Origin of the sequence: Collinsella sp. SGI.180, assembly GCF_050313455.1 — a bacterium.
Lineage (GTDB): Bacteria > Actinomycetota > Coriobacteriia > Coriobacteriales > Coriobacteriaceae > Collinsella.
In genome coordinates, this window is the sequence record NZ_JBNPLL010000002.1 from 183439 (window position 1) to 208007 (window position 24569).

A 24569-nucleotide genomic window follows, 5' to 3' on the forward strand; every position below is an offset into this window, starting at 1 on the left:
TCCTTAACTAGCGGCGTTTGCGCGACAGATAACGCGCAAACAGGTTGAAGGCCAGAATAATCGCCATCAGCAAAAGCGCGGTGCCGTAGGCTGCGTTCATGTTGATGCCGTCATTGGCAAGCAGATAAAGGTGAACGGTCATGGGGCGGCCGGAATCGAGCGGCGAAATAGGCAGGTTGATGGCCTGGCCCATGGTGTAGAGCACCACGGCGGTCTCGCCGATGGCGCGGCCGATGGCAAGTACGATGCCGGTGGCGATGCGACCAAAAGCCGAAGGAAGCACGATCTTGGAGACGACCTGCCACTTGGTGGCACCCAGGCCATATGCGCCCCAACGGATATAGCGCGGAACGGCGCGGATTGCCTCCTCGGTGGTACGCATGACAATGGGCAGCATCAGAAGTGCGAGCGCCAGGGCGGCCGAAACCATCGAAAGACCCAGGCCCATGGCCTCGACAAACAAGGCGTAGCCAAAAAGGCCCATAACAATGGAGGGCACCGAGGCCAGGGCATCGGCAGCATAGCGAATGATGTCGACAACCTTGCCCTGCTTGGCATACTCGGCCAGATATACCGCAGCCAAGACGGCAACCGGCGTGCAGATGAGCATGGCGAGCGCCGTCACGTAGACGGTCGAGACGATAGTGGGCCAAATGCCGCCCTCGGCGTTTACTCCCTGCGGCCAGCCAAAGATAAAGTCGAGCGAGATGTGCGGCAGACCGTTGATAACTACATAGGCGATGATGGCGACCAGCACCAGCGTGGTGATATAGGCCGCGGCACGAAACACGCCGAGCATAATCTTGTTGGACAGATCCTTGTTGATGCGGCCCTTCTTACCATGGGAAAGGGCACGCTTGATGCGTTCGCGCGACGAGGTCGTATCGACCGTCGTGTCAACGGAATCGGACATAGCCTACCCCCTCTTCTTCTTGGAAATCAGACGGACGATGCCCACCAATGCGGCGGAAATGATAAACAGGACCACGCCCATGCCAAACAGAGCCGAGCGGTGCAGGCCCGAGGAATAGCTCATGTCGAGCGCGATCTGGCTCGTGAGCGTCGAGATGGGGCTCGAGATGCTGTCCGGGATGACCGGAGCGTTGCCAACGACCATGAGCACGGCCATGGTCTCACCGATGGCACGACCCATGCCCAAGACAATCGCATCGACGATGCCCAACTTGGCTGCAGGCAGCACGACCTTGTAGATGGTCTGCCACTTGGTGGCACCCATGGCATAGGATGCCTCGCGAATGCCCATGGGAATGGAATTGAGGGCATCGATGGTGAGCGTGGTGATGGTGGGAACGATCATGATGGCGAGCACGAACCACGCCGTCAGCGCACCAAAGCCAAGACCGCCGGTCAGCTGCGCGATAAACGGACGGATGATGACCATGCCAAAGAAACCGTAGATGATGGAGGGAATACCCGCCAGCAGGTCGACGGCGGGGCTGATGAGACTGCGCACGCGCTTGCCGGCGATCTCGACCAGATACACGGCCGTGCCCACACCCAGGGGCACACCCATGGCGAGCGCACCGACCGTCACCAGACCAGAGCCCGCCAGCAGCGACATGATGCCGTAGTGGCCCTCGGAGGGCGCCCACGTAAAGCTAAAGAAGTCCGCCAGACCGATGTCGGTAAAGACGGGCAACGCCGAGTACGTGGTAAAGACAAAAATCAGGATGACGGTGACGACCGCCAAGAACGCGCAAGCAAAGAAGATCCACTGCAGCGCCTTCTCTTTGAGATAGGTGCTGCGCGACACCAACGCCAACTCACGCTTTTTGGGCGCCTGAGCCTCTCGCTCAATCTGGGGGGTTTCCTGTGCTTCCATGCTACTCACTCCCCTTTCCGTCGTTGGTGACGGGAATAAAGCCCGCCTCGCGAATCTGCTTGTCCATCTTCTCCGACGTCACATAGTCAATGTAGTCCTGTGCACGCTGCGAAGGCGTACCCTTCACAAAGAAGTAAAGGTCGCGCGAGATGGGATAGCCGCCACTTGCGACCGTCTTCTCGGATGCCTCGACATGGTTGACCGAAACAGCCTTAACCGAAGTCTTAGCGTTGAGGCTCTCGACAAAACCCAGCGAGATGTAGCCAATAGCACCACGTGAACGGGACACGACATCGCGCACCTGGCCCGTGCCCGAAAGAACGGCAGAGCGACGATCGAACGGCGTGCCGTCCATCACGATGGTACGGAAGGCCTCGCGCGTACCGGACGCCTCATCGCGGTTAATAACCTGAATCTTCAGGTCCTCTCCGCCGACTTCCTTCCAGTTGGTAATCTTACCGGCGTATATGTCGCGAAGCTGCTCGGTCGAGAGGTTGTCGACCGGATTATCGTCGTTCACGATGACTGCGATGCCGTCGTGCGCGATTACAATCGGGGTCAGGCCCAGATCCTGCTCGTCGGCATTGAGGCCACGAGACGAGCTGGCGATGTCAGCCGTGCCGTTGCTGACGGCCTCGATACCGGCAGAAGAGCCAAGGCCAGAGACGAGCACGTCGGTGCCGGTCTCCTCCTTAAAGCCCTCGGCCGCAATCTCGGCAATGGGAAGGCAGGTGGTCGAGCCGGCCACGGTGATAGAAGACGTGGAAGATCCCGAGGAGCAGGCACACAGCGTAAGCGTGAGCACTGCCGCGCTTAGGACCGATGCGATCTTTCTCATAGCATCACGCCGATCGCAGCATGGCGCCCACAGGTGCCGCCCTCGTTGCGGTAGGAATAAAAGCGGTCGTTCTGACGAACGGTGGAGAGCTTGGTGTCCACAATGCCGTTCTCTACGACGCCGGCGTCCATCAGCGCCTCGCGAATGGCGGCGGAAAGATCGAGCATACGAGAAGCGGCAGCATCGATGCACGCGAACTCGGAGGCAAAGCGGTCCATAAGTTCTTGGGACACCTCGTACTCGTCACCCAGGATATGGGGCCCAATATAGGCAGAGATGTCGTCTGGCTTGCAGCCAGCCGCCTCGCAGAGCGCTTGGCACGCCTTGGCGGAAATGCGCGCAATCGTGCCCTTCCAGCCAGAATGCACCACGGCAAAGCCGCCGGGAGCCACCAGCACAACGGGAACACAATCGGCAAAGCAAAGCATCACGGGCACCTCATGCGCCGTGCAGACGAGGGCATCGCAGCCCTCGGCAATCTGCTCGCGAATGTTCTCGAGATCATCGGCGCCGTTCGAGGTCACCGTCACGACATTGTCACCGTGTACCTGATTGGGGACAAGCAGGTTGTGCTCGCACTCGGCGGCACCCATGGCCTCGAGTACGCGGCGACGATTTTCTTGAACGGCAAAGGGGTCATCGCCAACATGCGAGCCCAGATTGAGTGAGGAGTACGCATCTTCGGAAACACCGCCAGTGCGTTCGGTGAAGGCAAAGCGGACATCGTGCGTCGCGCCCTCTACCAACGTAACTCCATCATGGTCGACACGCGAAACGTTGTCCGCACGTGCTGCCATACTAAAGCCTCCTAATAACACAAGTATCGCGGCCAAGCCGCAGCAGTCCGTGCCATACGGCTGCCATACTTCTACAAAAGGATACCCGCAGCGGTAGGAACCAAACGTAAGGGGAACGTAAAGAGATTGGAGACTTTCGTTTACAAACGAGAAACAAAACGGGGTGCATCCAAATGGATACACCCCGTGCAGGTCGTTGAGAAAAACGAACTAGAAGCTACCACGCTTAAGGAAGTCGGGAAGCTCAAACTGGTCGTTACCAAAATTGGGAAGCTCCGTACCGCCGACATTGCGGGTCGGGGCAGACTGAGCCGAGCTTGCAGCGGGAGCGGTACGCTGAGGCTCGGCAACGGAAGCCTTGCTCTGGGACTGCTGGGCAGCGAAGAGCTCGTCCTGACGGTTGACATTAGAGTCGGAGAAGCCCGTAGCGATAACGGTGATGCGCACCTGATCGCCCAGGGACTCGTCGACAACGGTACCGAAGATGATGTTGGCCTCGGGATCGACGGCGTTGGCGACAACGTCGGCAGCGTCGCTGATCTCCTGGATGCCCAGATCCTTGGATCCGGCGATGGAGAGCAGGACGCGCGTAGCACCATCGATAGAGCTCTCGAGCAGCGGGCTGGAAATAGCCTGCTGGGCGGCGTCGACGGCACGGGTGTCCCCAGAAGAAGTACCGATACCCATCATGGCGGTGCCGGCCTGCTTCATGATGGTCTTAACATCAGCGAAGTCCAGGTTGATGATGCCCGGGACGGTGATGAGGTCGGTAATGCCCTGGGTACCCTGGGAAAGGACGCCATCGGCAATCGCGAAGGCCTCGAGCATGGTGGTCTTCTTCTCGGCGATGTCGAGCAGCTTGTCGTTAGGGATAACGATCATGGTGTCGACGCAATCGGAAAGGGTCTTAATGCCCTCTTCGGCGCTCTTCTTACGCTTGCGGCCCTCGAAGGTGAAGGGCTTGGTCACGACGGCGACGGTCAGCGCACCGACCTCGTTCATCGCGATATCGGCAACGATGGGAGCGGCGCCGGTGCCGGTGCCACCGCCCTCGCCGCAGGTGATGAACACCATGTCGGCGCCAGCGAGCGCCTCGGCAATGTCATCGCGGGACTCATCGGCAGCCTTGCGACCAACCTCGGGGTTGGCGCCAGCGCCCAGGCCGCGGGTAAGGTCGGTACCGATGTGGACCTTGATATCGGCATCAGAGATCGCGAGCGCCTGAGCATCGGTGTTGATGGCAACAAACTCGACGCCACGAATGCCCTCTTCGATCATTCGATTGACCGCGTTGGTACCGCCGCCGCCGACGCCGACCACCTTAATGACGGCAAGGTAGTTGTTGATCTCTGTCTCGTGCATGTCGGTCCTCCGAACAAAGGTTATAGCCATAGCATGGGTTGACCCCTGCGCACATTAACCTTCAGGTTGAAAGTAAATGCAAAGGTAAACCGTATTATGTTTGCACATTATGAACGTATCAGTCAAATAATTGACCGTGAAAACCAAACAAACCAGATAAACGGCGTGGTATGGCCCCTCAACAAAGCCACACACCGACGCTAAGCGGTCGGTGCGTTTCTAAACGTATAGTTGCCGGGAGACCGAACGTTGATGTAGGTTACGCCCTCTACCTGCGACAGAAGCTTGGTCACGACGCGTTCCTTCTTGGCGATATCATCAGAATCGCCCAGCGAGACCTCAACGCCATTATCAAGATTCGCCGAGATGGCCTCGACCGAAGGTATAGAAATATCCTTGATCTGCGCCAAGAATTCGCCGGAAAAACCACGCACGTAATCCAGGCCCGCTTTAACGGCCTTGGAAGAAACGGCCCGCCCCGAGACCGGCTCGACATCAGCCGAGACATCGGTAAGCAGCACGGCCCCGTAGTGCTTGGCCAGCGCCAACGCAGCATCGATACCGCTCAATGTGTTGGCTCCCTCACCCGAAGTGACGACATTTCCCTGGTCGTCCACCTCCACAGAGGTCGAAAGCGGTGCGATCCAGGTGTCATCGTCGCCGATGGCCCAGGCAAGATCGTCGGAACTTATATAAGCGATCGCGGTGACCTTGCGCTCCGTCGGCGTAATGACGAGCGTGTGGGGAAACTGCCGTTGAACGTCCACGCCCGAAACCCACGGGTTCTGCTTGAGATCTTCAGTAATCTGGTCGGGATTTACGTTGAAGAGCGATGTGTTCTCGGGCAGACTGATCAGCTGCATGGCATCGTGCTTGGTCACATGCTCGCTGCCCTCGATCTGAATATCGGTAGCGGCAAACAGGCCGGAATTGATAACGACGATGGCAACGACGGCAAGCACGGCCACAGCCGCCAAGATACCGCCCACGATTTTGCCCTTGCCCTTAACGGCAGAGGCGGCCTCGGACGTCTTACTCGCCATGGCGCCAAGCGACGACAGCGGATTGATACCCTTATTGGTCGCAGGTGCCTTAGTGGCGGGCACCGACGTCAACGAGCGCGGCTTGGCAGCGCCCAACGTACGACCGGGATGCGTTGCTTTAGCCCCCAGCGAGGGCTTGGGCGTCACTATGGGGCGAGAGGGCTTGGCACCCATCGCCGACTTAGACGTCACCGAGGGGCGCGGAGCCGGGTGAACCGTCTTTTTTGCGGCAGGGCGTCCACCAAGTTGCGAGCCGACGACCGGACGTTTGGCGGACCGAACGGATCCAGCGGGCTTGGAGGACACAGGGGGCTTGCGTTGAGGCTGGACGGGTGCGCCGGAACGCCCTCCGGCGCGGCGGAAGGTAGGTTTCGATGCTCTAGAAGCCGAGGAATTTGACTTCCGGTCTGAGCTCGATGCCATACGCCTCCCTCACCTTTCCGTGCACATGCCTGATAACCGCGGCCACGTCATCGGCCGAGGCGGTACCGTTATTAACGATAAAATTAGCGTGTACGGGCGAAACTTCCGCACCGCCAACCGAAAAACCCTTTAATCCACAATCCTCAATCAGCTTGCCAACGCTCGCGTCGGGTGGATTGCGAAAGACCGACCCGCAAGAAGCGCGACCCATGGGCTGCGTGCGTTTGCGCCTCGTCAGATACCGCTCCATACGCTCGCGAATGTCGGCCTTAGGCGCAGGCTTGAGCTTAAGCACGCACTCGAGAATAATCTCGTTACGCGGCAGGCTGCACTCACGGTAGCCCCAGGCAATCTCGGACCCCGCATAATGCTTAATGCCGGATGCCGGGTCAAACGTGACCACATCCTCGACAAGCGAACCTATCCACTCGGTACGCGTACCGGCGTTCATAGATACGGCGCCGCCGACCGAGCCGGGGATGCCAACCGCAAACTCAAGGCCCGAAAGCCCGCGCGACAGGGCATCGTTGACCAAACGTGCGAACATAACGCCCGCGCCAACGGTCAGCGTGCAACCGTCCTCGGCAACAACGGTGCGCTGAAACTCACGCCCCAGCGAAATGACGGCGCCGCGATAGCCCGCATCGGCAACGAGCAGATTAGATCCCTTGCCGATAATGACCCACGGCACCTGCTCACGGTCGAGTACTGCCACGGCACGACGAAGGGCATGATAGCTATGGCACGTCACGAAGAGGTCGGCCTTGCCGCCGATACGATAACTCGTATGACGCGCAAGGCGTTCATCCTCGACTACATCCGTGTCAATCATGCCCGAAAGCGCCATGACGGCGTTAAACAGACCCATAGGGGCTAAGCGTCTTTCTTGGCAGTCAGATACTCGATGAACTCAGGGCCAACGGTCGTAACGTCGCCGGCGCCCATAGTAAGCAGCAGATCGCCCTCACCTACCATCTTCTCGAGCTCACGATTGAGCTCGAGACGGCTGGAGCAGTACACGACCTCCTTGCCAGGGTGCTTGGCGCGCACAGTATCAGCGAGCATCTTGGAGGTTACGCCCGGAATCGGCATCTCGCCGGCAGAGAACACATCGATGAGCAGCAGCTTATCGGCATTGGCGAAGGCATCGGCAAAGTCATCGCACAGCGCCTGCAAACGCGAATAGCGGTGCGGCTGGAACACGACGTCAACATGCTTATAGCCCAGCGACGAGGCGGCGGCAAGCGTCGCCTTGATCTCGGTGGGGTGATGGCCGTAGTCATCGACCACGGTGATGCCGTCAATATCGCCCACATGGGTAAAGCGGCGGCGGACGCCCTCAAAGCTCGAAAGCGCCTCGGCTGCGGCATCGACGTCGAGACCCAGGACATGGGCAACGGTTAGCACTGCCGTGGCGTTGAGCATGTTGTGGCGACCGGGGTTGCTCTTGATCTCGACAGCATGCTCGGTCCCATCCTCAAAGCGAACGATAAAGTCGCTCTGAATGCCCTTGACATCCGGATGCACGCAGACGACGTCGTTGGTTTCGGCAAAGCCATAGGAAAGCACGTGGCGACCCGTCGACTTGGCGAGCTCGACCAGATGCGGGTCCTCACCGCAAACGATGACGGTACCGCTCTCTCCAACCAGGCCCATAAACTTGGCAAAGGTGGCCTCGATCTCCTCGATGCCCGAGTAGTGGTCGAGATGGTCGGCCTCGACGTTGGTCACGATGACCACGTTGGGGTTCAGGAACAGGAACGAGCTGTCGGACTCATCGGCCTCGGCGACAAAGTAGTCACCCGAGCCGTTCTTTCCGTTGGTATCGTAACCCTCGACGATACCGCCGATCAAAAAGCTGGGATCCAGACCCATGCGGTCGAGCATGGTGGCACACATCGAGGACGTCGTGGTCTTGCCGTGTGTGCCGGCAACAGCGATGGTGGTGTAGCCGTGGCCCAGAGCCGAGAGCATCTTGGCGCGGGGCCACACAGGAATACCGAGCTCGCGAGCACGCACAAGCTCGGGGTTGGACTCGGGAATAGCGGTAGAGACCACGACCACGTCGGGCTTGACCTCATCGATCGTGGCGGCCTCGTGGCCCACATGAACCTTCACGCCAGCACGGGTAAGCTGACGAATGTAGCGCGAGGTCTTAAGGTCGGAACCGGTAACGGCATAGCCACGCTCGTGCAAAACGAGAGCGATACCGCTCATGCCGGCGCCACCGATACCGATAAAGTGGGCGCTCTTGAACTCGGGCGCGGAGGCTGCAGTCTGGGAATCAGCCATGTGCTCGTGTACTCCTTGCGTAAACACTGCCTGTAACCCGTTAACTGTACCGCACCTACCGCATCCGCGCGAGCGCAAGCTCGATATCCCGTCTAACTAACGCAAACCCTCTACCGCATCGGCCAAAAGTGCGGCGGCGCGGTCCTGAGCCAACCCGCGCGCCGCCTGACGCATGGCATCGCGCGCTGCGGCGTCATCGACCAGATGCAGCAGCTCCTCGGCAAACGCCGGAGCATCGATATCGGCATCGGCACAAAGCACGCCGGCACCGGCATCGACCAGATAACGCGCATTGGTCGTCTGGTGGTCGGCCGTGGCATGCGGATACGGCACGAGCACCGAAGGCACGGCGAGGGCGGCAATCTCGGCCACGCTCGAGGCGCCGGAGCGCGAGAGCACCAGGTCAGCTGCAGCTAGCATGTCGCCCATGTTGTCAATGTAGGGCTGGACGCGATAGCGCTTCGTCTCATCGGACGTCAGCGCCAAAGCACGCTCGGTGTCCTCAAAGCCGTCGGCTCCCGTCGAATGCAAAATGTAGAGATTCTCGCGGGTCAGCAGCTCACTCTTGAGCGAGGCTACGCGCTCGTTGAGATGCTGGGCACCGAGCGAACCACCAAAGACGAGCAGAAGCGTCGCATCCTCGGGCACGCCAAGTGCCTCGCGGCCGCGGGCGCGATCGCCCTCAATGACCGAGCGGCGCACCGGATTACCGGTCATGAGCACATGCTCGGGGTCGCCCTCGCGCTCAAAGACAGAGCGCGCAGCCGGCACCGAGATACACACGCGGGCGGCATGGGAACTCATCATCTTATTGGCCAGGCCCGGAACAGAGTTCTGCTCGTGCAGCAGATACGGAACGCCCGCATCCTTGCACCAGCCCAGCAGCGGGACCTCGACGTAGGCACCAAAACCGATGGCAGCATCGGGCTTGCCAACCTTTGAGAAATGGCTGGCGAGCGAGCGCTTGGCCTTATTGACGCGCCACAGCGAGCTCAACGCGGTCCAAGGACGGGAACGGTCGAAGCCCGTGACCGTGATAGGTACAAAATCGAACCCGGCCTCGGGAACCAAACGACCCTCGAGCTTGTGCGACTGGCCCACGAACACAACATGATGTCCGCGGTCGCGCAACTCCTCAGCCAAGGCAAGCGCAGGGTTGATATGTCCCGCCGTGCCGCCGGCTGCGATAGCAACGGTCATCTTATCGGTCATGAAAATCCCTTCGTACGCGCGGTCCCTGATCGTCGGTGCGCAGACGCGCCGACGGGTCCGAATTCAAATTGATTCGATTATATCCGCCGCCCGAGCTTCGGGGGTTCGGGCGTTGGGGACGCCCCTGCGGAGCCGTTCGCGGGCGCGGACGAGCCGCCGGCTCGGACGCAGAGCCATCCAAGACGGTAAAACCGTTGCGCGAAGGGCGATCGCCGCGCACATGGGGCACGCCGGCGGTGCTCTCGTCCATAACGGCAAAGCTCTCGCGGCGACGGTCGTACTCATCACGACGGGCGCTCTCGTGCGAGACGCGCAAGATCAGCCCCGCAAGCATAAGCGATACGATAATCGACGAACCGCCGTAGCTGATAAATGGCAGCGGCTTACCCGTCATGGGAAACACGTTGAGGATGCCCAGCGCATTGATCAAAAACTGTACCGCGAGAATGACTGCGGAACCCGATGCCATGAGCGCTCCGCGACGGTCCGCAGCCTGTTCGGCAATGCGAAACGCTGAGTAAATCAGCATCGCAAAGACCAGGAAGAGCAGCGCGGTCCCGACAAAACCGACCTCCTCGCCGATAATGGCCAGAATATAGTCGTTGTGTGCCTCGGGCAGATACGAATACTTCATGGTGGAGTTACCGATGCCGCGGCCGAACAAGCCGCCCGAAGCAAACGCCATGATGGCAAGCGTTGCCTGATAGCCATCGCCATACTCGTCGGCCCAAGGGTTCAGGGCAACCTGAACACGCACCATGCGGTACGGCTCTGCAACAAGCGCAAACACACTCATGACAATGACGAGAATGATCACGCCGATGATAAACTTGGGGTCTAGGCCCGCAAATAACGCCATACACATGAGGGTCAGCGAGATGATCAAGACGGTGCCATAATCGGGCTGGATAAAGATCAAAAAGAGCGAAATGCCCAAGTAGACGACCATCTTACGAAGGAACTCGTTGATGTTGCCACCGGGCGAAAAGAAACGGTCGAGTATGATGGCCGAATACGCGATGGCAAACGGCTTTAAAAACTCAGACGGCTGGAACTGAATACCGGCGATGTTGAGCCAGCGCGTGGCGCCACGGCTGCCACTGCCGACAAGAAATACCGCAAACAGCAAGAGAATCATGCCGATAAGGAAGATCCTAAGTACATTTTCCCCAAACCAGCTGTCCGGCAAGACGCGAACGATCGCAACCATGGCAAGCACGCCAACCCCGGCAAAGGTAGCCTGTCGAACCAGGAAAAACGTCGCCGAGCCGTTCTCGTGCAATGCCTCGACCGATGACGCCGAGTACACCATCAGCAGCCCAAAGCACACTAAAGTAAACAGGCACGCCATGAATATCAAACGAGGGCGCATGATGCGGGCGGGGACGCCGGCAATATAGCGTTCGCTGAGCGTCTGCCCGCCGCGACCGGAACGCGGCGTACTGCGCTGCGAGGAAGCACGGTCCGAGTCGGGCCTCCTCATACCTTGTCGGGGGCTCTCCTCTCTCACCGGCGGCCCCTATTCCATTTGCGATTTCGCTGCGGCGGCAAGCTGGGCCACGTAGTCCTTAAACACGCGGCCGCGCTCCTCGTAGCCCGAGAACTCATCGAACGAAGAACAGGCGGGAGAAAGCAGGATCACGTCGCCTCGGCTCGACAGCGAACGGGCAACGTCGACGGCGTCGCGCAGGTCGTCAGCCTGAGCGATATCAACGTCACCATCGACATCGGCCTCGTCCATAGCGGCGGTAAAGCGCTCGCGCGCATCGCCAAAGCAGACGACCGATCGCACGTTGTCCATGACAACGCGGGCGAAGGACTCGAGTGGCGTGCCCTTATCGTGACCACCGAGCAGCAAGATCACGTCGTCGTCGGGAAACGCCGTCAGGGCCTTTTCGACCGCATCGGTGTTCGTTGCCTTGGAATCGTTGACGTAGCGCACGCCATCGATCTCGCCACAGGGCTCAACGCGGTGCTCCAGCGGCTGGAATGAGGCCAGGCCGCGACACACACCGTCGACATCGGCACCGACGGCCAGGGCAGCCGTGGCAGCGCACAGGGCATTGATGACATTGTGATGTCCAGAGATTTTGAGCTCGGACGTGGCGATGAGCGGGGTCTCGACGCCCTTCAGGCGAATGACCATCTTGCCATCGCGCACAAATGCGGCGTCCTCGCCCGCAGGCTCGTCAAAGGCGACCTTGCAGATGCGACGACCCGGCGTGTAGACATACTCATCGAATTCATGGATACCGGCATCCTCGACGTCGATAACCACAAGGTCATCATCGACCATATTCTCGAAGAGCTTAATCTTGGCGAGCGCATAGTTCTTATGGCTCTTGTGCCAGCCCAGATGGTCGGGGGTAATGTTGAGCAGCACCGCCACACGGGGGTGAAGCTCCTGGGTCGTTGCGATCTGATAGCTCGAAAGCTCAGCTACAAACCACTCGTTATGCGCGCGGTCGTCGATTTCGTTCACCGGAGGCTCACCGATATTACCGACAGCAACGCTCGCCTCGCCCGCTGCCTTAAGCAGGTAGTCGGTCAGCGACGTGGTGGTCGTCTTGCCATTGGTGCCCGTAATGGCGATCCAATTTTGGGGAGACAGGCGGTAGGCAAACTCGGGCTCACCCATGATCTGGACAGCGTGATCGCGGCCAGCCTTAAAGAATGCCGAGAACTCCGAGATGCCCGGACACGTCACACATACATCAAACGCGCCCTCGACCTGCTCGGTTCCGTAGACAAACGATACCCCGCGCGCCTCGAGCGAGCGCGTGGCATCATTAGGCTCGGACGTGCCGCCACCGTACACGGTAACGGTACTCACGCGCTCGGGGTGCGCAAGCGCCCAGCGAGCGACATCAAGACCGGACTTACCCTGGCCCAAGACGAGCAGGCTAAAGGAATCTGCAAGAGGCATGAAAAACCACTATCCCAACTGGAAAAACAGGGCAAGGCCCAGAGCGCCAAAAGCGGCAGCGACAATCCAAAAACGGATGACGACCTTAGTCTCGGCCCATCCCTTCTTCTCGAAATGATGATGAATGGGCGCCATAAGGAAGACACGCTTATGCGTAAAGTGGAAGTAGACGACCTGAATCATGACCGACAGGGTCTCGACGATAAACAGGCCGCCGATGATGAGCGAGACGACCTCGGTGTTGGTCATAATGGACGTGCAGGCAAAGGCTGCACCCAAGGCAAGAGAGCCGGTATCACCCATAAAGATGCTCGCCGGATAGCAGTTGAACCAAAGGAAGCCCAGGCAAGCACCAGCACATGCGGTACAGAAGATAGACAGGTTTACGTCACCGTGCAAAAACGCCATGGCAGCCATGGCAAGCATGGCAATCATGGAGGTGCCACCGGCAAGGCCGTCCAGGCCATCGGTCAGGTTCACGGCATTAGAAAGACCGGCGATCATCAGCCAGCAAAAGACGATATAGAGCCACGGAAAGGTAAGGCCACCAATGGTGGTCGAGAAGATACCGAGGTCAATCGTCAGACCGCCGGGAAAACGAATCTCGGGGGCAACGCCGCACCAGCTGACGGCAAGCACGGTAAACGTGACGCAGATGATGGTGAGACCGATCATCTTGGCGTGGGGCGTCAGGCCGAGCGAACGACCGTGCGTGACAGAGGTCAAATCATCGATAAGGCCCAGAACGCCGGTTGCAAGCGTGGCAAGCAGCACGAGCACAAGCTCGGTGGTGAGCTTGCCCATCAAAAGGCACGTCAGCGAAACGGCTACGAGAATGACAACGCCGCCCATGGTGGGCGTGCCCTGCTTAATCAGGTGGCGTTTGGGTCCATCGGCGCGGACCTGCTGGCCGATACCCTCGACCTTAAGAAGCTTGATCCACCACGGCATGAGCAGCAGCGCAATGGCGGCGGCGATGCCAAGTCCCAAAAAGGCCTGGTATGTAGGATACGCGGGGTTCCCGAACATGGGCTAGCACACACCTTCCACAAAGCGGTCGAGCTCGACAAAGCGAGAGCCCTTGACCAGCACAACGTCATGTTTCTCAAGTGCGCCGGCCATACGGTCGAGCACCTGCTGATAATCGGAGAACACCTGGATGCGGTCCTCGTCCATGCCCATCATGCGCGCGGCTTCGGCCATACGAGCGGCCAGCTCACCGCCCACGCACGCCAGCATATCGAGCTTCTTAGCCGCGGCATAGGCGCCCACCAGCTCATGCATGCGGGGGGCCTCGTCGCCCATTTCGCCCATCTCGCCCAGAATCGCCATTCGGGAGCCGGAACACGAAAGCGAGCACAGCAGGTCAAGGCCAGCAGCCATGGATTCGGCGCTGGCGTTATACGAGTCGTCGATAATGCGGGCACCGCTCTTGGCGTGTTTGATCTCCTGACGATGACCGGTAATCGCGATACCCCTAAAGGCAGCGTCGATCTGCTCGGGGGTCACACCCAAACGATAGGCAACTGCGGCGGCTTTAACGGCATTGGGAACGGACTGGACGCCGGGAATGGCGAGCATGGTGTCAACGGACTCACCCATGCCAAAGTCAAGCGTAAAGACCGGGCGGCCCTCGTCATCAATGTGAATGCCGCGGGCGCAAACCTCATCAACATCCGAAACACCCGCCAGCATCACGTCGATACCCGCGGGCTCGGCAAACGTCTCACGAATGAACGGGGTGAAGTCGTCTTCGCCGCCCAAAACCAGCAACGGGAGAAGGTCGTCGGCGGCACACATGCCCCCAACAATCTCGGACTTAGCGCGGGCGATATTCTCACGACTTCCCAGGATTCCAATATGAGAGGTGCCGATCTTGGTCACGATGGCAAGGTTGGGATTGGCGGACCGAGAAAGGCGCTCGATCTCGTGAAAATGGTTCATACCCATCTCGAGAACCAGCACCTCGGTGTCGGCAGGAGCGGCCAAAACCGTGAGCGGCATACCGATCAGATTGTTAAAATTACCCTTGGTGGCCCAAACGCGATAGCGCTTGGCAAGCACTGCCGCAAGGACATCCTTGGTCGTCGTCTTACCGATAGAGCCGGTAATGCCAACCACGAGGCAGCCAAGCTGCGTGCGATAGGCATGTGCCAGGCGCAGCAAAAATTCCTCGGGATCATCGGTGTGTAGGATGGCGCAGCCCTTACGCTGAGCCAGCGATACAAGCTCGGCGTTGGGCTCGCGCGTCATCACAACAGCGCCGGCGCCCGATTCGATGGCGCGGGAAGCAAAATCGTTGCCGTCGACTTTTTCACCCGGAAAGGCAACAAAAATCGTGCCTTCCTCAACCTGGCGCGAGTCGATAACGCACCCACGGCATACCCGATCGGCTTCTCCCGTCACGGTCCGGGCCCCTGTTGCGGCCGCGAGGTTGTTGACGGCGATCTCTATCATTGCAGCTCCCCTGTAAACCTAATAATGCTATCGGCGTATTGTATCCCAGCGCCGCGCATGCGTGGTGCAGGGCATGTGAACACCCTCCAGATTAATCGACAGCCCTTTCCAGGATTGTAACCCCCTACTTGGTGCGTGGGATACCCAACACATCGAGCGCGTTAGCCATAATGACCTGGAACGGCACGGCGGCGGCATCCGAACCGCTCGGCGTTCCGTCGAGCGTGATATAGCACAAAACCTTGGGTGCTTGCGCCGGGGCAAACCCCATAAAGGACGACATATAGCTCGCTTTGAGGTAGCCGCCTTTTTCATCGGCGCGCTCGGCCGTACCGGTCTTACCCGCCACGTCGTAACCGTCGACGGCGCCCCCGACACCCGTGCCCTCGGAAACGACCGTCTGCATGCACGATGTCACCTGGGCGGCGGCGTCCTCAGAAATCGCCTGCTCGCCCTCGCCCCAGTCCTTCTCCTCGCCTTTGCTGGATTTATAAAAGTGCGGCGTCATCATCACGCCGTCGTTGGCAATGCCACCCACGGCGCGCGCAATCTCGATCGGCGAGACAGACAGCGCTTGGCCAAAACTCATCGAGCCCAACGTGGCGCCGTCATACTGGTCACGCTCCTTGACAATGCCAAGGCTCTCGCCGGGAAAATCGATGCCCGAACTGTGTCCAACGCCCCATTTGTCCACGTACGCGGCAAAATCGTCCGCGCCGATCTTATGCCCGACCAATACAAAGCCAACATTGGATGAGCGGCGCATCATCTCGCGCACATCCATGGTCATGGCGTAGTCACGCTTATCGGCATCGGTGACGGTATCGTCGCCGACCTTAATGCTCGCCGGCACCTCAAACGACGTACTCGAGCGCACGACGCCCAAGTCGAAACCCGCACCTGCAACGAGCGTCTTAAAGACCGAACCGGGTTCATACGCATCGGTGACCAAGCGCAAGTTCATATCCTCGGTCTTGGCGTTCTCCAAATTGGTCGGGTCGTAGGTCGGATACGAACAGGCGGCCAGAATCTCGCCGGTAGTAGGGTCTGTCACCAAAGCCGAACCGTTCTTGGCTTTGGTCTTCTCGACCGCCTCCGCCAGAGCGTCCTCTGCTGCACGCTGGATATTGACATCCAGCGTCGTCACGATGTCAACGCCATCGATGGCGGCGACTTTTTTATAGGCGCCACCCGCAATATAGCTATCGTCCCTCGCACGCTCTCGTACCAGCGTGCCGTTTCTTCCGGTCAGCAATTTGTCATATTGCTTTTCAAGTCCCGTTAGGCCCACGTTGTCAACGTTCACCACGCCTAGAACCTGCGAAGCCAGATTGCCGTATGGATACACCCGCTTCATCGCCTGCTCAAAGAGCACGCCGGGCAGATTTTTCTTCTTCAATGCCGCGGCATCGTCCTCGTCCACCTGGCGCTTGATATACACCCAGGTGCCATCGGACTGAACCAGCTTGCGGCAAGTCTTCTTATCGATTCCAGTCGCCTTAACCAAGGCCGATACCGTTTTGTCGACATCCTCGATCAGCTGTGGATTCACGGCGACATTGCTGCACTCGACCGACGACGTCAGCACGTTGCCGTTTCGGTCGTAAATCGTGCCGCGTTTGGCGTAAAGCGTCTCCGCAAGCAGGCGTCGAGCATCGGCGCGCCCGCGCAATTCATCGGCATTTACGATCTGGTAGTCGGCAAGGCGGATGGCGCCCGCAGCCAGGCCCAAACCGATACAACCCATGACGGCATTACGGCGAGGCAATGGCGTCCCCGTAAGCCATTCGGTCGAAGATCGTCTATTCGATCTGCTATTGCGTACTTGAGGGTCATCCGAGCCGCGAAGGCGCGACGTTGGGTCGTTGCCACGATTCGACCCCAAGTTGTAAGATGACCGACCCGATCCTTGATAACCAGAACGTCCCCGCGAAGAGGGACGTCCCTGCCCGCGACTCCCGTCTGGACCGCGGCGATAATCATTTGTCATACTCAGCTACCGTCTTATTACTGGACAGCCGCAGCCGAGCTAGCGCCCGCGGCTGCATCCTGCGAAAAATCAAGTGTAACGCTCTCACTGGGCTCCACCATGCCATAAGCGCCCGCAAGATCGCGAATGCGCGTATCGGCACCATAAACAGAGTGCATGACCTCAAGGTCAGAGCTCTCATCGGTCGCCTTCTCGAGCGTGTTGGTAAGCTCGGCGTTGCTGTTGAGCACCTGGGCCGTAACGCTTGCAAGCGCCACGCGGGCGACGCCAATCGTCATGAAGATAGCCGCAATGATGCAAAACGTTTTAAGAACGCTCATGAAAACCGGGCTTACCGCCTGGTTTGCCTGACGGCCCGCGCCCGTGTAGACATCAAAGCGCGGTGTGCGCTGCTCACGAGGAGCAGCGGGCGCCTGCGGTGCCTCGCGGTAGGCGGGCATGGCGTTCATATCATAGGCGAGTGCTGCGTTTGAGGTGTTGTAGCCCATGATATGCCGCCTCCCATCCTGAGTACGTTGGTAGTGTGTTTAAGCTTCGTTTATGGTGCGAGCGGGAGGTCCAATATCGCGCGCGCAACGCTACAAGCGCTCCGCCACGCGGATTTTGGCTGATCTCGCCCGAGGGTTGCGCGCAACCTCATCGGGTTGGGCAACCAAGGGTTTGCGGGTGATGACCTTGAGTATCGGCACGTTGCCGCACACGCACACCGGAATCTCCGGCGGACACGTGCACCCCTGGCTCATCTCCTTAAAGTGGTTCTTTACGATACGGTCCTCGAGCGAGTGATACGAGATGACGCAGATGCGTCCGCCCGGGTTGAGCCACCTGGTGGCGGCGTCAAGTCCTCTCTCGAGCACATCGAGTTCATGATTGACCTCGATGCGAATGGCCTGGAAACTTTTCTTGGCCGGGTGTCCGCCATGCCGACGAGCGGCAGCCGGAATGCCAGCCTTGATGATCTCGACAAACTGACCGGTGGTTTCAATCGGTTCGGACTCGCGTCGACGCACGATCTCGCGTGCGATCTGCGAGGCGAACTTCTCTTCACCATAGACGCGTAGAATCCGGGTGAGGTCGTGTTCGTTATAGGTGTTGATGACCTCAGCTGCGTTTAGGGTGTTGTTACCCGGATCCATCCGCATGTCCAATGGGGCATCTTCGTTATACGAAAAGCCCCTGCCAGGGATATCGAGTTGCGGTGACGAAACGCCCAAGTCGAACAGGAAGCCATCGACCCCGGGCACCTCGGCCGAGCAAAGCAGCTCGTCCAAGTCGCCAAAGTTGCCCTTCAGCAGCTGATGCGGGACGCCGGGGACCTCGCGGTCCAGACGGGCACCAGCGGCCTCGAGGGCCATGTCGTCCTGATCGACGCCAAGCAAAAGACCCGTCTCCCCCACCTGCGCGGCCATCTTTACCGAATGACCGGCACCGCCAAGGGTGCAATCGCAGACGACAGATCCGCTCTTTAGCTGCAGCGACTCAAGCACTTCGCCGAGCATGACAGGTTCATGCCGATATTCTTGTGTCAAGATCCCACGCTCCATCCGTTACTCATGCCTTGCCCTTACGAGAAGAAGAGGTCCAGCAGAGCCTCATCGTCATCGTCCTCATCGGCCGTAGCACGGTCCCAAACCTCGAGGTGGTCGTAGTTGCCCACAACCGTGACCTCGCGGTCGAGGTTCGCCTGCTTGCGGAGAGACTCAGAAAGACCGATACGACCGGCGCTGTCCACATCCATCGAGGTGGTGCGCTTGTTGATCGCCCTCATGAGTTTCTGGTCGTTGATGTCACGAGGGTTAAAACCCTCGTGGCCCTCACGACCCGCGAAGAGTCCTTCGACCCACTTATCGAAGGCCTCGGCAGAGAACACGTACAGAGCATCGACATCCAGGGCTTTGAACACGCGAACATGCTCTCCAAGCTCCTCGCGAAGGGGTGCAGGCAGGGACAGACGACCTTTTGCATCGAGATTGCGCTCGTATGCACCCGTCATTCCCATGTGCGCCCTCCCCTCGGTTACTCAGATGGCACGTACGCGGGGAACCACCCCGCCTGTCGACGTCATTAATAATATGGGGAACTGCCCCATTTTTCAACATCTTTCCCCACACCTTCCCCCACAACACCCCACCACTCCACCCTCTATATGCTGTAAAACACCCTCGTTCATATGTTCGAAAACACAACATGTTGTGTTTACAGCAAAGCCGGGATGCCATCTGTAGCAGCCCGGCTTTCAACCTCAACCTTCAAGTTGACCTTGAGGCGAATTTTGTGTCCCTTTACGCGCCGTTCACATCGCCCCCCAAACTTCCCTACCAACGTCACGCGCGACCCACCGGCGCATCGGCGCAAGACAAAAGATGGGGCGGACCCCAGATTGCCGATACGCGCACAAAACCGCGTCACGACAACCTGGGGTCCGTCCCCCATTAGTTGTAAATATGCAGGTCAAAGAGTCGCTAGCGATGCGCCAACGGATGAGCCGCCAGGTAGACCTCGGTCAGCTGCGTGCGGTCGACATGCGTGTAGACCTGTGTGGTCGAAATGTCGGCATGTCCCAAAATCTCCTGTAGCACGCGCAGGTCGGCACCGCCCGCAAGCATATGGGTCGCAAAGGAGTGACGCAAGGTATGAGGATGAAGCCCCACCAGTCCCACCTGACGCCCGTATCGCTCGCATATGACATGAACACTCTGACGCGACAGGCGACCACCGTTCTTATTTAAAAAGACTGCCGGCGTCTTTGACCCGCGGGCATGAGCGGCCAGGCGCCGACGCCCATCAGCAATATATTGAGCCATAGCCCGTGCGGCACTTCCCACGAGTGGGGCAAGCCGCTCCTTCGAGCCCTTGCCGCGCACCAGCACAAAGCCGTCGTCAAAATGGACGTCGCCCACATCGAGCCCCACCAACTCGCTCACGCGCAGGCCACATCCATAGAGCACTTCCAAAATGGCATGGTCCCGCAAACCCATCTCCCCTTCCGGGAAATCTTGGTCGAGGAGCGCCGAGACATCCCCTACCGAGAGACACTCCGGAAGGCGCTCCGCCTTTTTGGGCAGGCGCAGTGCAGCCGTCGGGTTTTGGGCGACGATCCCATCGCGAACCAAAAAGGCATGCAAACCTTTCACGGCCGCAACTGCACGCTCCACCGAGGCATCGGAGTAGCCCCCGTCGCGCCGATCACCGACAAAACCCTCTATTATCTGACGGTTCACGCCTTCAAAGGACTCAACACCGGCCCGCTCCAGGTAGGAACAGTAAGTCGTCAAGTCACGACGATATGCCGCGATCGTATTGCGTGCCAAGCCTCGCTCGACCGCAAGGTAATCAAGATACTCCCCCGTCACCGTATCGAGCAACGAGGGAGTATCTTCGGTATGTCTTTCGTTCGCTGACACCCTTAGTCCGTCGCGAGGTTCATGGGCGTCACCTGCAGGCGATCGACACCCTCGTGCTGGCCAATCGAGGCGCGCACGAACTCGCGGAACAGAGGCTGCGGCTTGGTCGGACGGCTCTTAAACTCGGGGTGGGCCTGGGTGGCCACATACCACGGATGCACGTCACGCGGCAGCTCGACCATCTCGACCAGACGCTCGTCAGGCGAAAGACCCGAGATAACCAAACCCGCATCCTCGAGCTGGTCGCGGAAGGCATTGTTGAACTCAAAGCGATGACGGTGGCGCTCATAGACAAGCTCCTCGCCATAGGCCTCGCGCGCAAGGGTATCGGCGGCGAGCTTGCACGGATAGGCGCCTAGGCGCATGGTGCCGCCCTTCTCGGTCACGTCCTCCTGCGAGCTCATCAGGTCAATTACGCTAAACGGACCGTCCGGATCGAACTCGGAGGAGCTAGCGCCGGCAAGGCCGACCACGTTGCGGGCAAACTCGCACACGGCGACCTGCATGCCCAGACAAATGCCCAGATACGGAATCTTATGCTCGCGAGCAAACTCGGCAGCAAGAATCTTGCCCTCCAGGGCACGCTTGCCAAAGCCGCCGGGCACCAAAATGCCCGATGCGTCGCCCAGCACCTCGGAGACGTTCTGCTCGTCGAGGCTCTCGCCGTCGACCAGCTGCACGTCCACATGACGATCATAGAAAACGCCTGCATGATGCAGGGCCTCGATGACCGACAGGTAGGCATCGGGGAGCTGGGTGTACTTGCCCACAACGGCGATCTTGACCTTGTCGGTATGGTGGTTGGCATGGTTCTGTTTGCGCAGGAACTCGTTCCACTCGCTCATGTCGCGCTCGCGCGGGTCCAAGCCCAGGCGCTCGCAAATGCGCAGGTCAAAGTCCTGCTCGGCGAGCAGCTGCGGCACATCGTAAATACTCGCGCAATCTTCGTTGGTAAAGACGCAGTCGGTATCGACGTCGCAGAAGCTTGCGATCTTGCCACGGATGGCGTCGTCGATATGGTGATCAGAACGCAGCACAATGATGTCGGGCTGAATGCCAAAGCTGCGAAGCTCCTTGACCGAATGCTGCGTGGGCTTGGTCTTGACCTCGTGCGCGGCGGCGATATAGGGGACGAGCGACACGTGGATGTAGCAGACGTTCTCGGGACCGGCCTCTTTACGGTACTGGCGGATGGCCTCCACGAACGGCTGCGACTCGATATCGCCAATCGTGCCGCCCAGCTCGGTGATGACCACGTCGGAACCGGTCTGCTCCTCGATACGGCGGAACTTATCCTTAATGGCGTTGGTGACGTGCGGAATCACCTGAACGGTGCCGCCTAAAAAGTCACCGCGACGCTCGCGGGCAATCAGGCTCTTGTAGATAGCGCCGGTCGTAAAGTTGGAATCACGGGTCAGATTCTCGTCAATAAAGCGCTCATAATGGCCCAGGTCCAGGTCGGACTCGTAGCCATCCTCGGTCACGAAGACCTCACCATGCTGAAACGGGCTCATGGTGCCGGGGTCGACGTTCAGATACGGGTCGGCCTTCTGCATCGTCACCTTGTAGCCTCGTGACTTGAGCAGACGGCCCAACGAGGCCGCGGTGATGCCCTTACCCAAAGACGAAACTACGCCGCCGGTTACAAACACATGCTTGGTCATATTGAATTACCTGCGCTTCCCGTAGAAGTTTTCCATTCACATCTTACGGGTCTTCATTGTAATACTCGAAAAGCAAGCCGCTCGCTATTTTTCACCCGCATGCCCGCATTTCTCCATCTCGAAACAAAACACCGCCCAAGTAGCTTTGGGCGGTGCAGGCTCGTCGAAACTGCCGTGTTGTTACCGATCGGCAGTCTCATCCTTCAACATATCTTGAACAAGCATGCCGGCACGAACGCCCTTAAGGTACCACTCGCCTCGCACGGTCAGGCATATGCCGTTTGCAAGCTGGCCGCCATCATCGTTATAACGAGAAACGACCTCGATAAGGCCATCAGAATCCAAACGGTCGATTGCGGCGCGGACACGATACGGCGAAACCCCTACGCACTCGGAGAGTGTCTTGCGCGAGAAACCGTACGGCACACCGTTTCCCTTAGATTGCCGAGCGATCTCCATCAGCACCAGCACCTCGACACGCTTCATATCGTTGACACTCGCACGACCCTTGCCCGCCATGGCAGCCTCCTCAAACCGAGCACGAGCATCAAAAGCACCGCGCATGACCGACGCATCCCTCGATGGCCGGCAACATCCATCATGGGTAGCCCCGCAAAGGATGTATCCACTGAGGTAATTGTATACCGCGCAAATCGCTTTTGGGCAGGTAAACGGCCTAAATTTCGGCAAATATAGCCCTAAAAACCCCTAAGCGCCGCATCGGGTGCGCACTCCGATGCGGCGTCTCATCTCAATCTTAGCGATGGAAGAAACCGCGGCGCTCAAACTTGGGCTCACAGCACACGTTAATACCCAGCTTGCGCAGCACCGTCTCGTCCGTAGGCGAGATAATCACGCTAAAGAAGGCGTCGCAGCCGCGCAGCTGCTCAAGACCCGAAAGAACACGAGTAGCCGTCTCGCTCGTGGCCGAGGTGATAGAGAGCGCCATGAGCGTCTCGTCGGTGTGGAGACGCGGGTTTTTGCTGCCAAGGAAATGCGTCTTGAGCTTGCTGATAGGCTCAATCGCCTCATCGCTGATGACCTCGAGCTCAAGATCGACGCCCGAAACATGCTTAAGCGCGTTCATGATGAGCGAGCTCGCGGCACCCAGACGCGTTGAGGTCTTTCCGGTCACTACCGAACCGTCCGGCATCACCATGGCACCCACGGGACCGCCCGTCAGTTGCTCCCTGGTGAGAGCAGCCGAGCGTGCCGGCGAATAGTTCTTGTCGATGCCGGCTTTTTTCATAATGAGTTTGAGACGGTCGACCTGCTCATCGCCCACGCCAGTACGGCGCACGCTTTCAACCGCGGCAAAATAGCGGCGCACGATCTCCATCTTGGAGGCATCTCGGCATGCATCGTCATCGGTAATGGCAAAACCGACCATATTGACGCCCATGTCCGTAGGGCTCTGATAGGGGCTCTCGCCCAAGATCTTTTCCATGAGGGCGCGAACAACCGGGAACGCCTCAACGTCTCGGTTGTAGTTGACCGTGGTCTTGTTATATGCCTCAAGGTGGAACGAGTCGATGATGTTGGCGTCATCGAGGTCTGCCGTGGCAGCCTCATAGGCAATGTTCACCGGATGCGTGAGGGGGAGATTCCAGACCGGGAAGGTCTCAAACTTGGCATAGCCGGCAGCGGTGCCATGCTTGTGCTCGTGATACAGCTGCGACAGGCAGGTGGCGAGCTTACCCGAGCCAGGGCCGGGCGCCGTCACGACAACGAGCGGACGCGTGGTCTCGACAAACTCGTTCTTGCCGTAGCCTTCATCAGAAACGATTAGGTCGACATCGTGCGGATAGCCCTCGATGGGATAGTGCAGCTTGGCGGGAATGCCGAGCGCGTTTAGACGATTGCGGAAGACGTCGGCAGCGGGCTGACCGGCATACTGCGTGATGACCACGGCGGCAACGGCAAATCCGTTCCCGCGGAACAGATCGACCAGACGCAGGACGTCCTCGTCATAGGTAATGCCCAAGTCGCCACGGGCTTTGTTCTTCTCGATATGGTTCGCATTGATTGCGATGATGACCTCGACGTCGTCGGCAATGCTCTTGAGCATGCGGAACTTGCTGTCCGGTTCAAAACCCGGCAGCACGCGGCTCGCATGATAGTCATCGAACAGCTTGCCGCCAAACTCCAAATACAGCTTGCCGCCAAACTGCGAGATGCGCTCCTTAATGTGAGCAGCCTGCAGCTCGATATACTTCGCGTTGTCGAAACCCTGGCGCATGTATGGCTCCCGTCCCGTTTCCATTTAATGTCCTAGGCGATTATAGCGGAGCAGACCCTCCCCCACCGACGAGGCCGGG

21 protein-coding genes are annotated in these 24569 nt (G+C 59.1%); all 21 read right to left on the reverse strand.

Going from position 1 to position 24569, the window contains the following annotated elements; all coding sequences use genetic code 11:
- Window positions 1-7: 7 nt before the first annotated feature.
- Window positions 8-913 (reverse strand): phosphate ABC transporter permease PstA, encoded by a 906-nt coding sequence (pstA, locus tag ACQRAP_RS01625; RefSeq protein WP_427727613.1) that lies wholly within the window; start codon window positions 911-913, stop codon window positions 8-10.
- A 3-nt stretch (window positions 914-916) separates the two neighbouring features.
- Window positions 917-1843, reverse strand: coding sequence for a phosphate ABC transporter permease subunit PstC (gene pstC / locus ACQRAP_RS01630; protein ID WP_427719203.1), 927 nt, complete (start codon window positions 1841-1843; stop codon window positions 917-919).
- Between the two features lies 1 nt (window position 1844).
- Entirely contained in the window at window positions 1845-2681 is an 837-nt protein-coding gene (locus tag ACQRAP_RS01635; RefSeq protein ID WP_427727615.1) for a phosphate ABC transporter substrate-binding protein, read from the reverse strand.
- Window positions 2678-3478 carry a polyphenol oxidase family protein gene (locus ACQRAP_RS01640; RefSeq protein WP_427727617.1) on the reverse strand — a complete coding sequence of 267 codons (801 nt, stop codon included), beginning with the start codon at window positions 3476-3478 and terminating at the stop codon, window positions 2678-2680. The genes ACQRAP_RS01635 and ACQRAP_RS01640 overlap by 4 nt, the downstream gene beginning before the upstream one ends.
- A 210-nt stretch (window positions 3479-3688) precedes the next feature.
- A complete protein-coding gene (ftsZ, locus tag ACQRAP_RS01645) occupies window positions 3689-4840 on the reverse strand; it encodes a cell division protein FtsZ (protein WP_427727619.1) in 1152 nt (383 codons plus the stop codon).
- A gap of 200 nt (window positions 4841-5040) precedes the next feature.
- On the reverse strand, window positions 5041-6189 hold the full coding sequence (locus ACQRAP_RS01650) for an FtsQ-type POTRA domain-containing protein (protein ID WP_427727621.1): 1149 nt from the start codon (window positions 6187-6189) through the stop codon (window positions 5041-5043).
- 73 nt (window positions 6190-6262) lie between these two features.
- Entirely contained in the window at window positions 6263-7174 is a 912-nt protein-coding gene (gene murB, locus ACQRAP_RS01655) for a UDP-N-acetylmuramate dehydrogenase (RefSeq protein WP_154515248.1), read from the reverse strand.
- Window positions 7175-7179: 5 nt separating this feature from the next.
- Window positions 7180-8598, reverse strand: coding sequence for a UDP-N-acetylmuramate--L-alanine ligase (murC, locus tag ACQRAP_RS01660; protein WP_427794728.1), 1419 nt, complete (start codon window positions 8596-8598; stop codon window positions 7180-7182).
- A gap of 96 nt (window positions 8599-8694) precedes the next feature.
- Window positions 8695-9810 (reverse strand): undecaprenyldiphospho-muramoylpentapeptide beta-N-acetylglucosaminyltransferase, encoded by a 1116-nt coding sequence (murG, locus tag ACQRAP_RS01665; RefSeq protein ID WP_427719191.1) that lies wholly within the window; start codon window positions 9808-9810, stop codon window positions 8695-8697.
- Window positions 9800-11320 carry a putative lipid II flippase FtsW gene (gene ftsW / locus ACQRAP_RS01670; RefSeq protein WP_427794729.1) on the reverse strand — a complete coding sequence of 507 codons (1521 nt, stop codon included), beginning with the start codon at window positions 11318-11320 and terminating at the stop codon, window positions 9800-9802. Before ftsW ends, murG begins: the two co-directional genes overlap by 11 nt.
- 9 nt (window positions 11321-11329) lie before the next feature.
- Window positions 11330-12736 carry a UDP-N-acetylmuramoyl-L-alanine--D-glutamate ligase gene (gene murD / locus ACQRAP_RS01675; RefSeq protein ID WP_427794730.1) on the reverse strand — a complete coding sequence of 469 codons (1407 nt, stop codon included), beginning with the start codon at window positions 12734-12736 and terminating at the stop codon, window positions 11330-11332.
- A 9-nt stretch (window positions 12737-12745) separates the two neighbouring features.
- Complete coding sequence (gene mraY / locus ACQRAP_RS01680; protein ID WP_154515238.1) at window positions 12746-13765, reverse strand: phospho-N-acetylmuramoyl-pentapeptide-transferase; 1020 nt, start codon at window positions 13763-13765, stop codon at window positions 12746-12748.
- A gap of 3 nt (window positions 13766-13768) precedes the next feature.
- Window positions 13769-15193, reverse strand: coding sequence for a UDP-N-acetylmuramoyl-tripeptide--D-alanyl-D-alanine ligase (locus tag ACQRAP_RS01685; RefSeq protein WP_427719184.1), 1425 nt, complete (start codon window positions 15191-15193; stop codon window positions 13769-13771).
- 124 nt (window positions 15194-15317) lie between these two features.
- Entirely contained in the window at window positions 15318-16961 is a 1644-nt protein-coding gene (locus ACQRAP_RS01690) for a peptidoglycan D,D-transpeptidase FtsI family protein (protein ID WP_427794731.1), read from the reverse strand.
- A gap of 239 nt (window positions 16962-17200) precedes the next feature.
- Window positions 17201-17671 (reverse strand): hypothetical protein, encoded by a 471-nt coding sequence (locus tag ACQRAP_RS01695; protein ID WP_427719178.1) that lies wholly within the window; start codon window positions 17669-17671, stop codon window positions 17201-17203.
- A gap of 90 nt (window positions 17672-17761) precedes the next feature.
- Window positions 17762-18727, reverse strand: a complete 966-nt coding sequence (gene rsmH / locus ACQRAP_RS01700; protein ID WP_427727630.1) for a 16S rRNA (cytosine(1402)-N(4))-methyltransferase RsmH — start codon at window positions 18725-18727, stop codon at window positions 17762-17764.
- Between the two features lie 20 nt (window positions 18728-18747).
- Entirely contained in the window at window positions 18748-19182 is a 435-nt protein-coding gene (locus ACQRAP_RS01705) for a division/cell wall cluster transcriptional repressor MraZ (protein WP_035137949.1), read from the reverse strand.
- A 463-nt stretch (window positions 19183-19645) separates the two neighbouring features.
- On the reverse strand, window positions 19646-20587 hold the full coding sequence (xerD, locus tag ACQRAP_RS01710) for a site-specific tyrosine recombinase XerD (protein ID WP_427747788.1): 942 nt from the start codon (window positions 20585-20587) through the stop codon (window positions 19646-19648).
- A gap of 2 nt (window positions 20588-20589) precedes the next feature.
- Window positions 20590-22251: a CTP synthase gene (locus ACQRAP_RS01715; protein WP_427727635.1), complete on the reverse strand. Its 1662-nt coding sequence runs from the start codon at window positions 22249-22251 to the stop codon at window positions 20590-20592.
- A 180-nt stretch (window positions 22252-22431) separates the two neighbouring features.
- Complete coding sequence (locus ACQRAP_RS01720) at window positions 22432-22815, reverse strand: hypothetical protein (RefSeq protein WP_427794732.1); 384 nt, start codon at window positions 22813-22815, stop codon at window positions 22432-22434.
- Between the two features lie 193 nt (window positions 22816-23008).
- Complete coding sequence (locus ACQRAP_RS01725; protein WP_154515227.1) at window positions 23009-24490, reverse strand: DUF1846 domain-containing protein; 1482 nt, start codon at window positions 24488-24490, stop codon at window positions 23009-23011.
- Between the last annotated feature and the right edge of the window lie 79 nt (window positions 24491-24569).

Bases quoted from the DNA above. Each gene is read 5' to 3' on its own strand.
- pstA (WP_427727613.1), bottom strand. From the start codon at position 913: ATGTCCGATTCCGTTGACACGACGGTCGATACGACCTCGTCGCGCGAA.
- pstC (WP_427719203.1), bottom strand. From the start codon at position 1,843: ATGGAAGCACAGGAAACCCCCCAGATTGAGCGAGAGGCTCAGGCGCCC.
- ACQRAP_RS01635 (WP_427727615.1), bottom strand. From the start codon at position 2,681: ATGAGAAAGATCGCATCGGTCCTAAGCGCGGCAGTGCTCACGCTTACG.
- ACQRAP_RS01640 (WP_427727617.1), bottom strand. From the start codon at position 3,478: ATGGCAGCACGTGCGGACAACGTTTCGCGTGTCGACCATGATGGAGTT.
- ftsZ (WP_427727619.1), bottom strand. From the start codon at position 4,840: ATGCACGAGACAGAGATCAACAACTACCTTGCCGTCATTAAGGTGGTC.
- murB (WP_154515248.1), bottom strand. From the start codon at position 7,174: ATGGGTCTGTTTAACGCCGTCATGGCGCTTTCGGGCATGATTGACACG.
- murC (WP_427794728.1), bottom strand. From the start codon at position 8,598: ATGGCTGATTCCCAGACTGCAGCCTCCGCGCCCGAGTTCAAGAGCGCC.
- murG (WP_427719191.1), bottom strand. From the start codon at position 9,810: ATGACCGATAAGATGACCGTTGCTATCGCAGCCGGCGGCACGGCGGGA.
- murD (WP_427794730.1), bottom strand. From the start codon at position 12,736: ATGCCTCTTGCAGATTCCTTTAGCCTGCTCGTCTTGGGCCAGGGTAAG.
- mraY (WP_154515238.1), bottom strand. From the start codon at position 13,765: ATGTTCGGGAACCCCGCGTATCCTACATACCAGGCCTTTTTGGGACTT.
- ACQRAP_RS01685 (WP_427719184.1), bottom strand. From the start codon at position 15,193: ATGATAGAGATCGCCGTCAACAACCTCGCGGCCGCAACAGGGGCCCGG.
- ACQRAP_RS01695 (WP_427719178.1), bottom strand. From the start codon at position 17,671: ATGGGCTACAACACCTCAAACGCAGCACTCGCCTATGATATGAACGCC.
- rsmH (WP_427727630.1), bottom strand. From the start codon at position 18,727: ATGGAGCGTGGGATCTTGACACAAGAATATCGGCATGAACCTGTCATG.
- ACQRAP_RS01705 (WP_035137949.1), bottom strand. From the start codon at position 19,182: ATGGGAATGACGGGTGCATACGAGCGCAATCTCGATGCAAAAGGTCGT.
- ACQRAP_RS01715 (WP_427727635.1), bottom strand. From the start codon at position 22,251: ATGACCAAGCATGTGTTTGTAACCGGCGGCGTAGTTTCGTCTTTGGGT.
- ACQRAP_RS01720 (WP_427794732.1), bottom strand. From the start codon at position 22,815: ATGCGCGGTGCTTTTGATGCTCGTGCTCGGTTTGAGGAGGCTGCCATG.
- ACQRAP_RS01725 (WP_154515227.1), bottom strand. From the start codon at position 24,490: ATGCGCCAGGGTTTCGACAACGCGAAGTATATCGAGCTGCAGGCTGCT.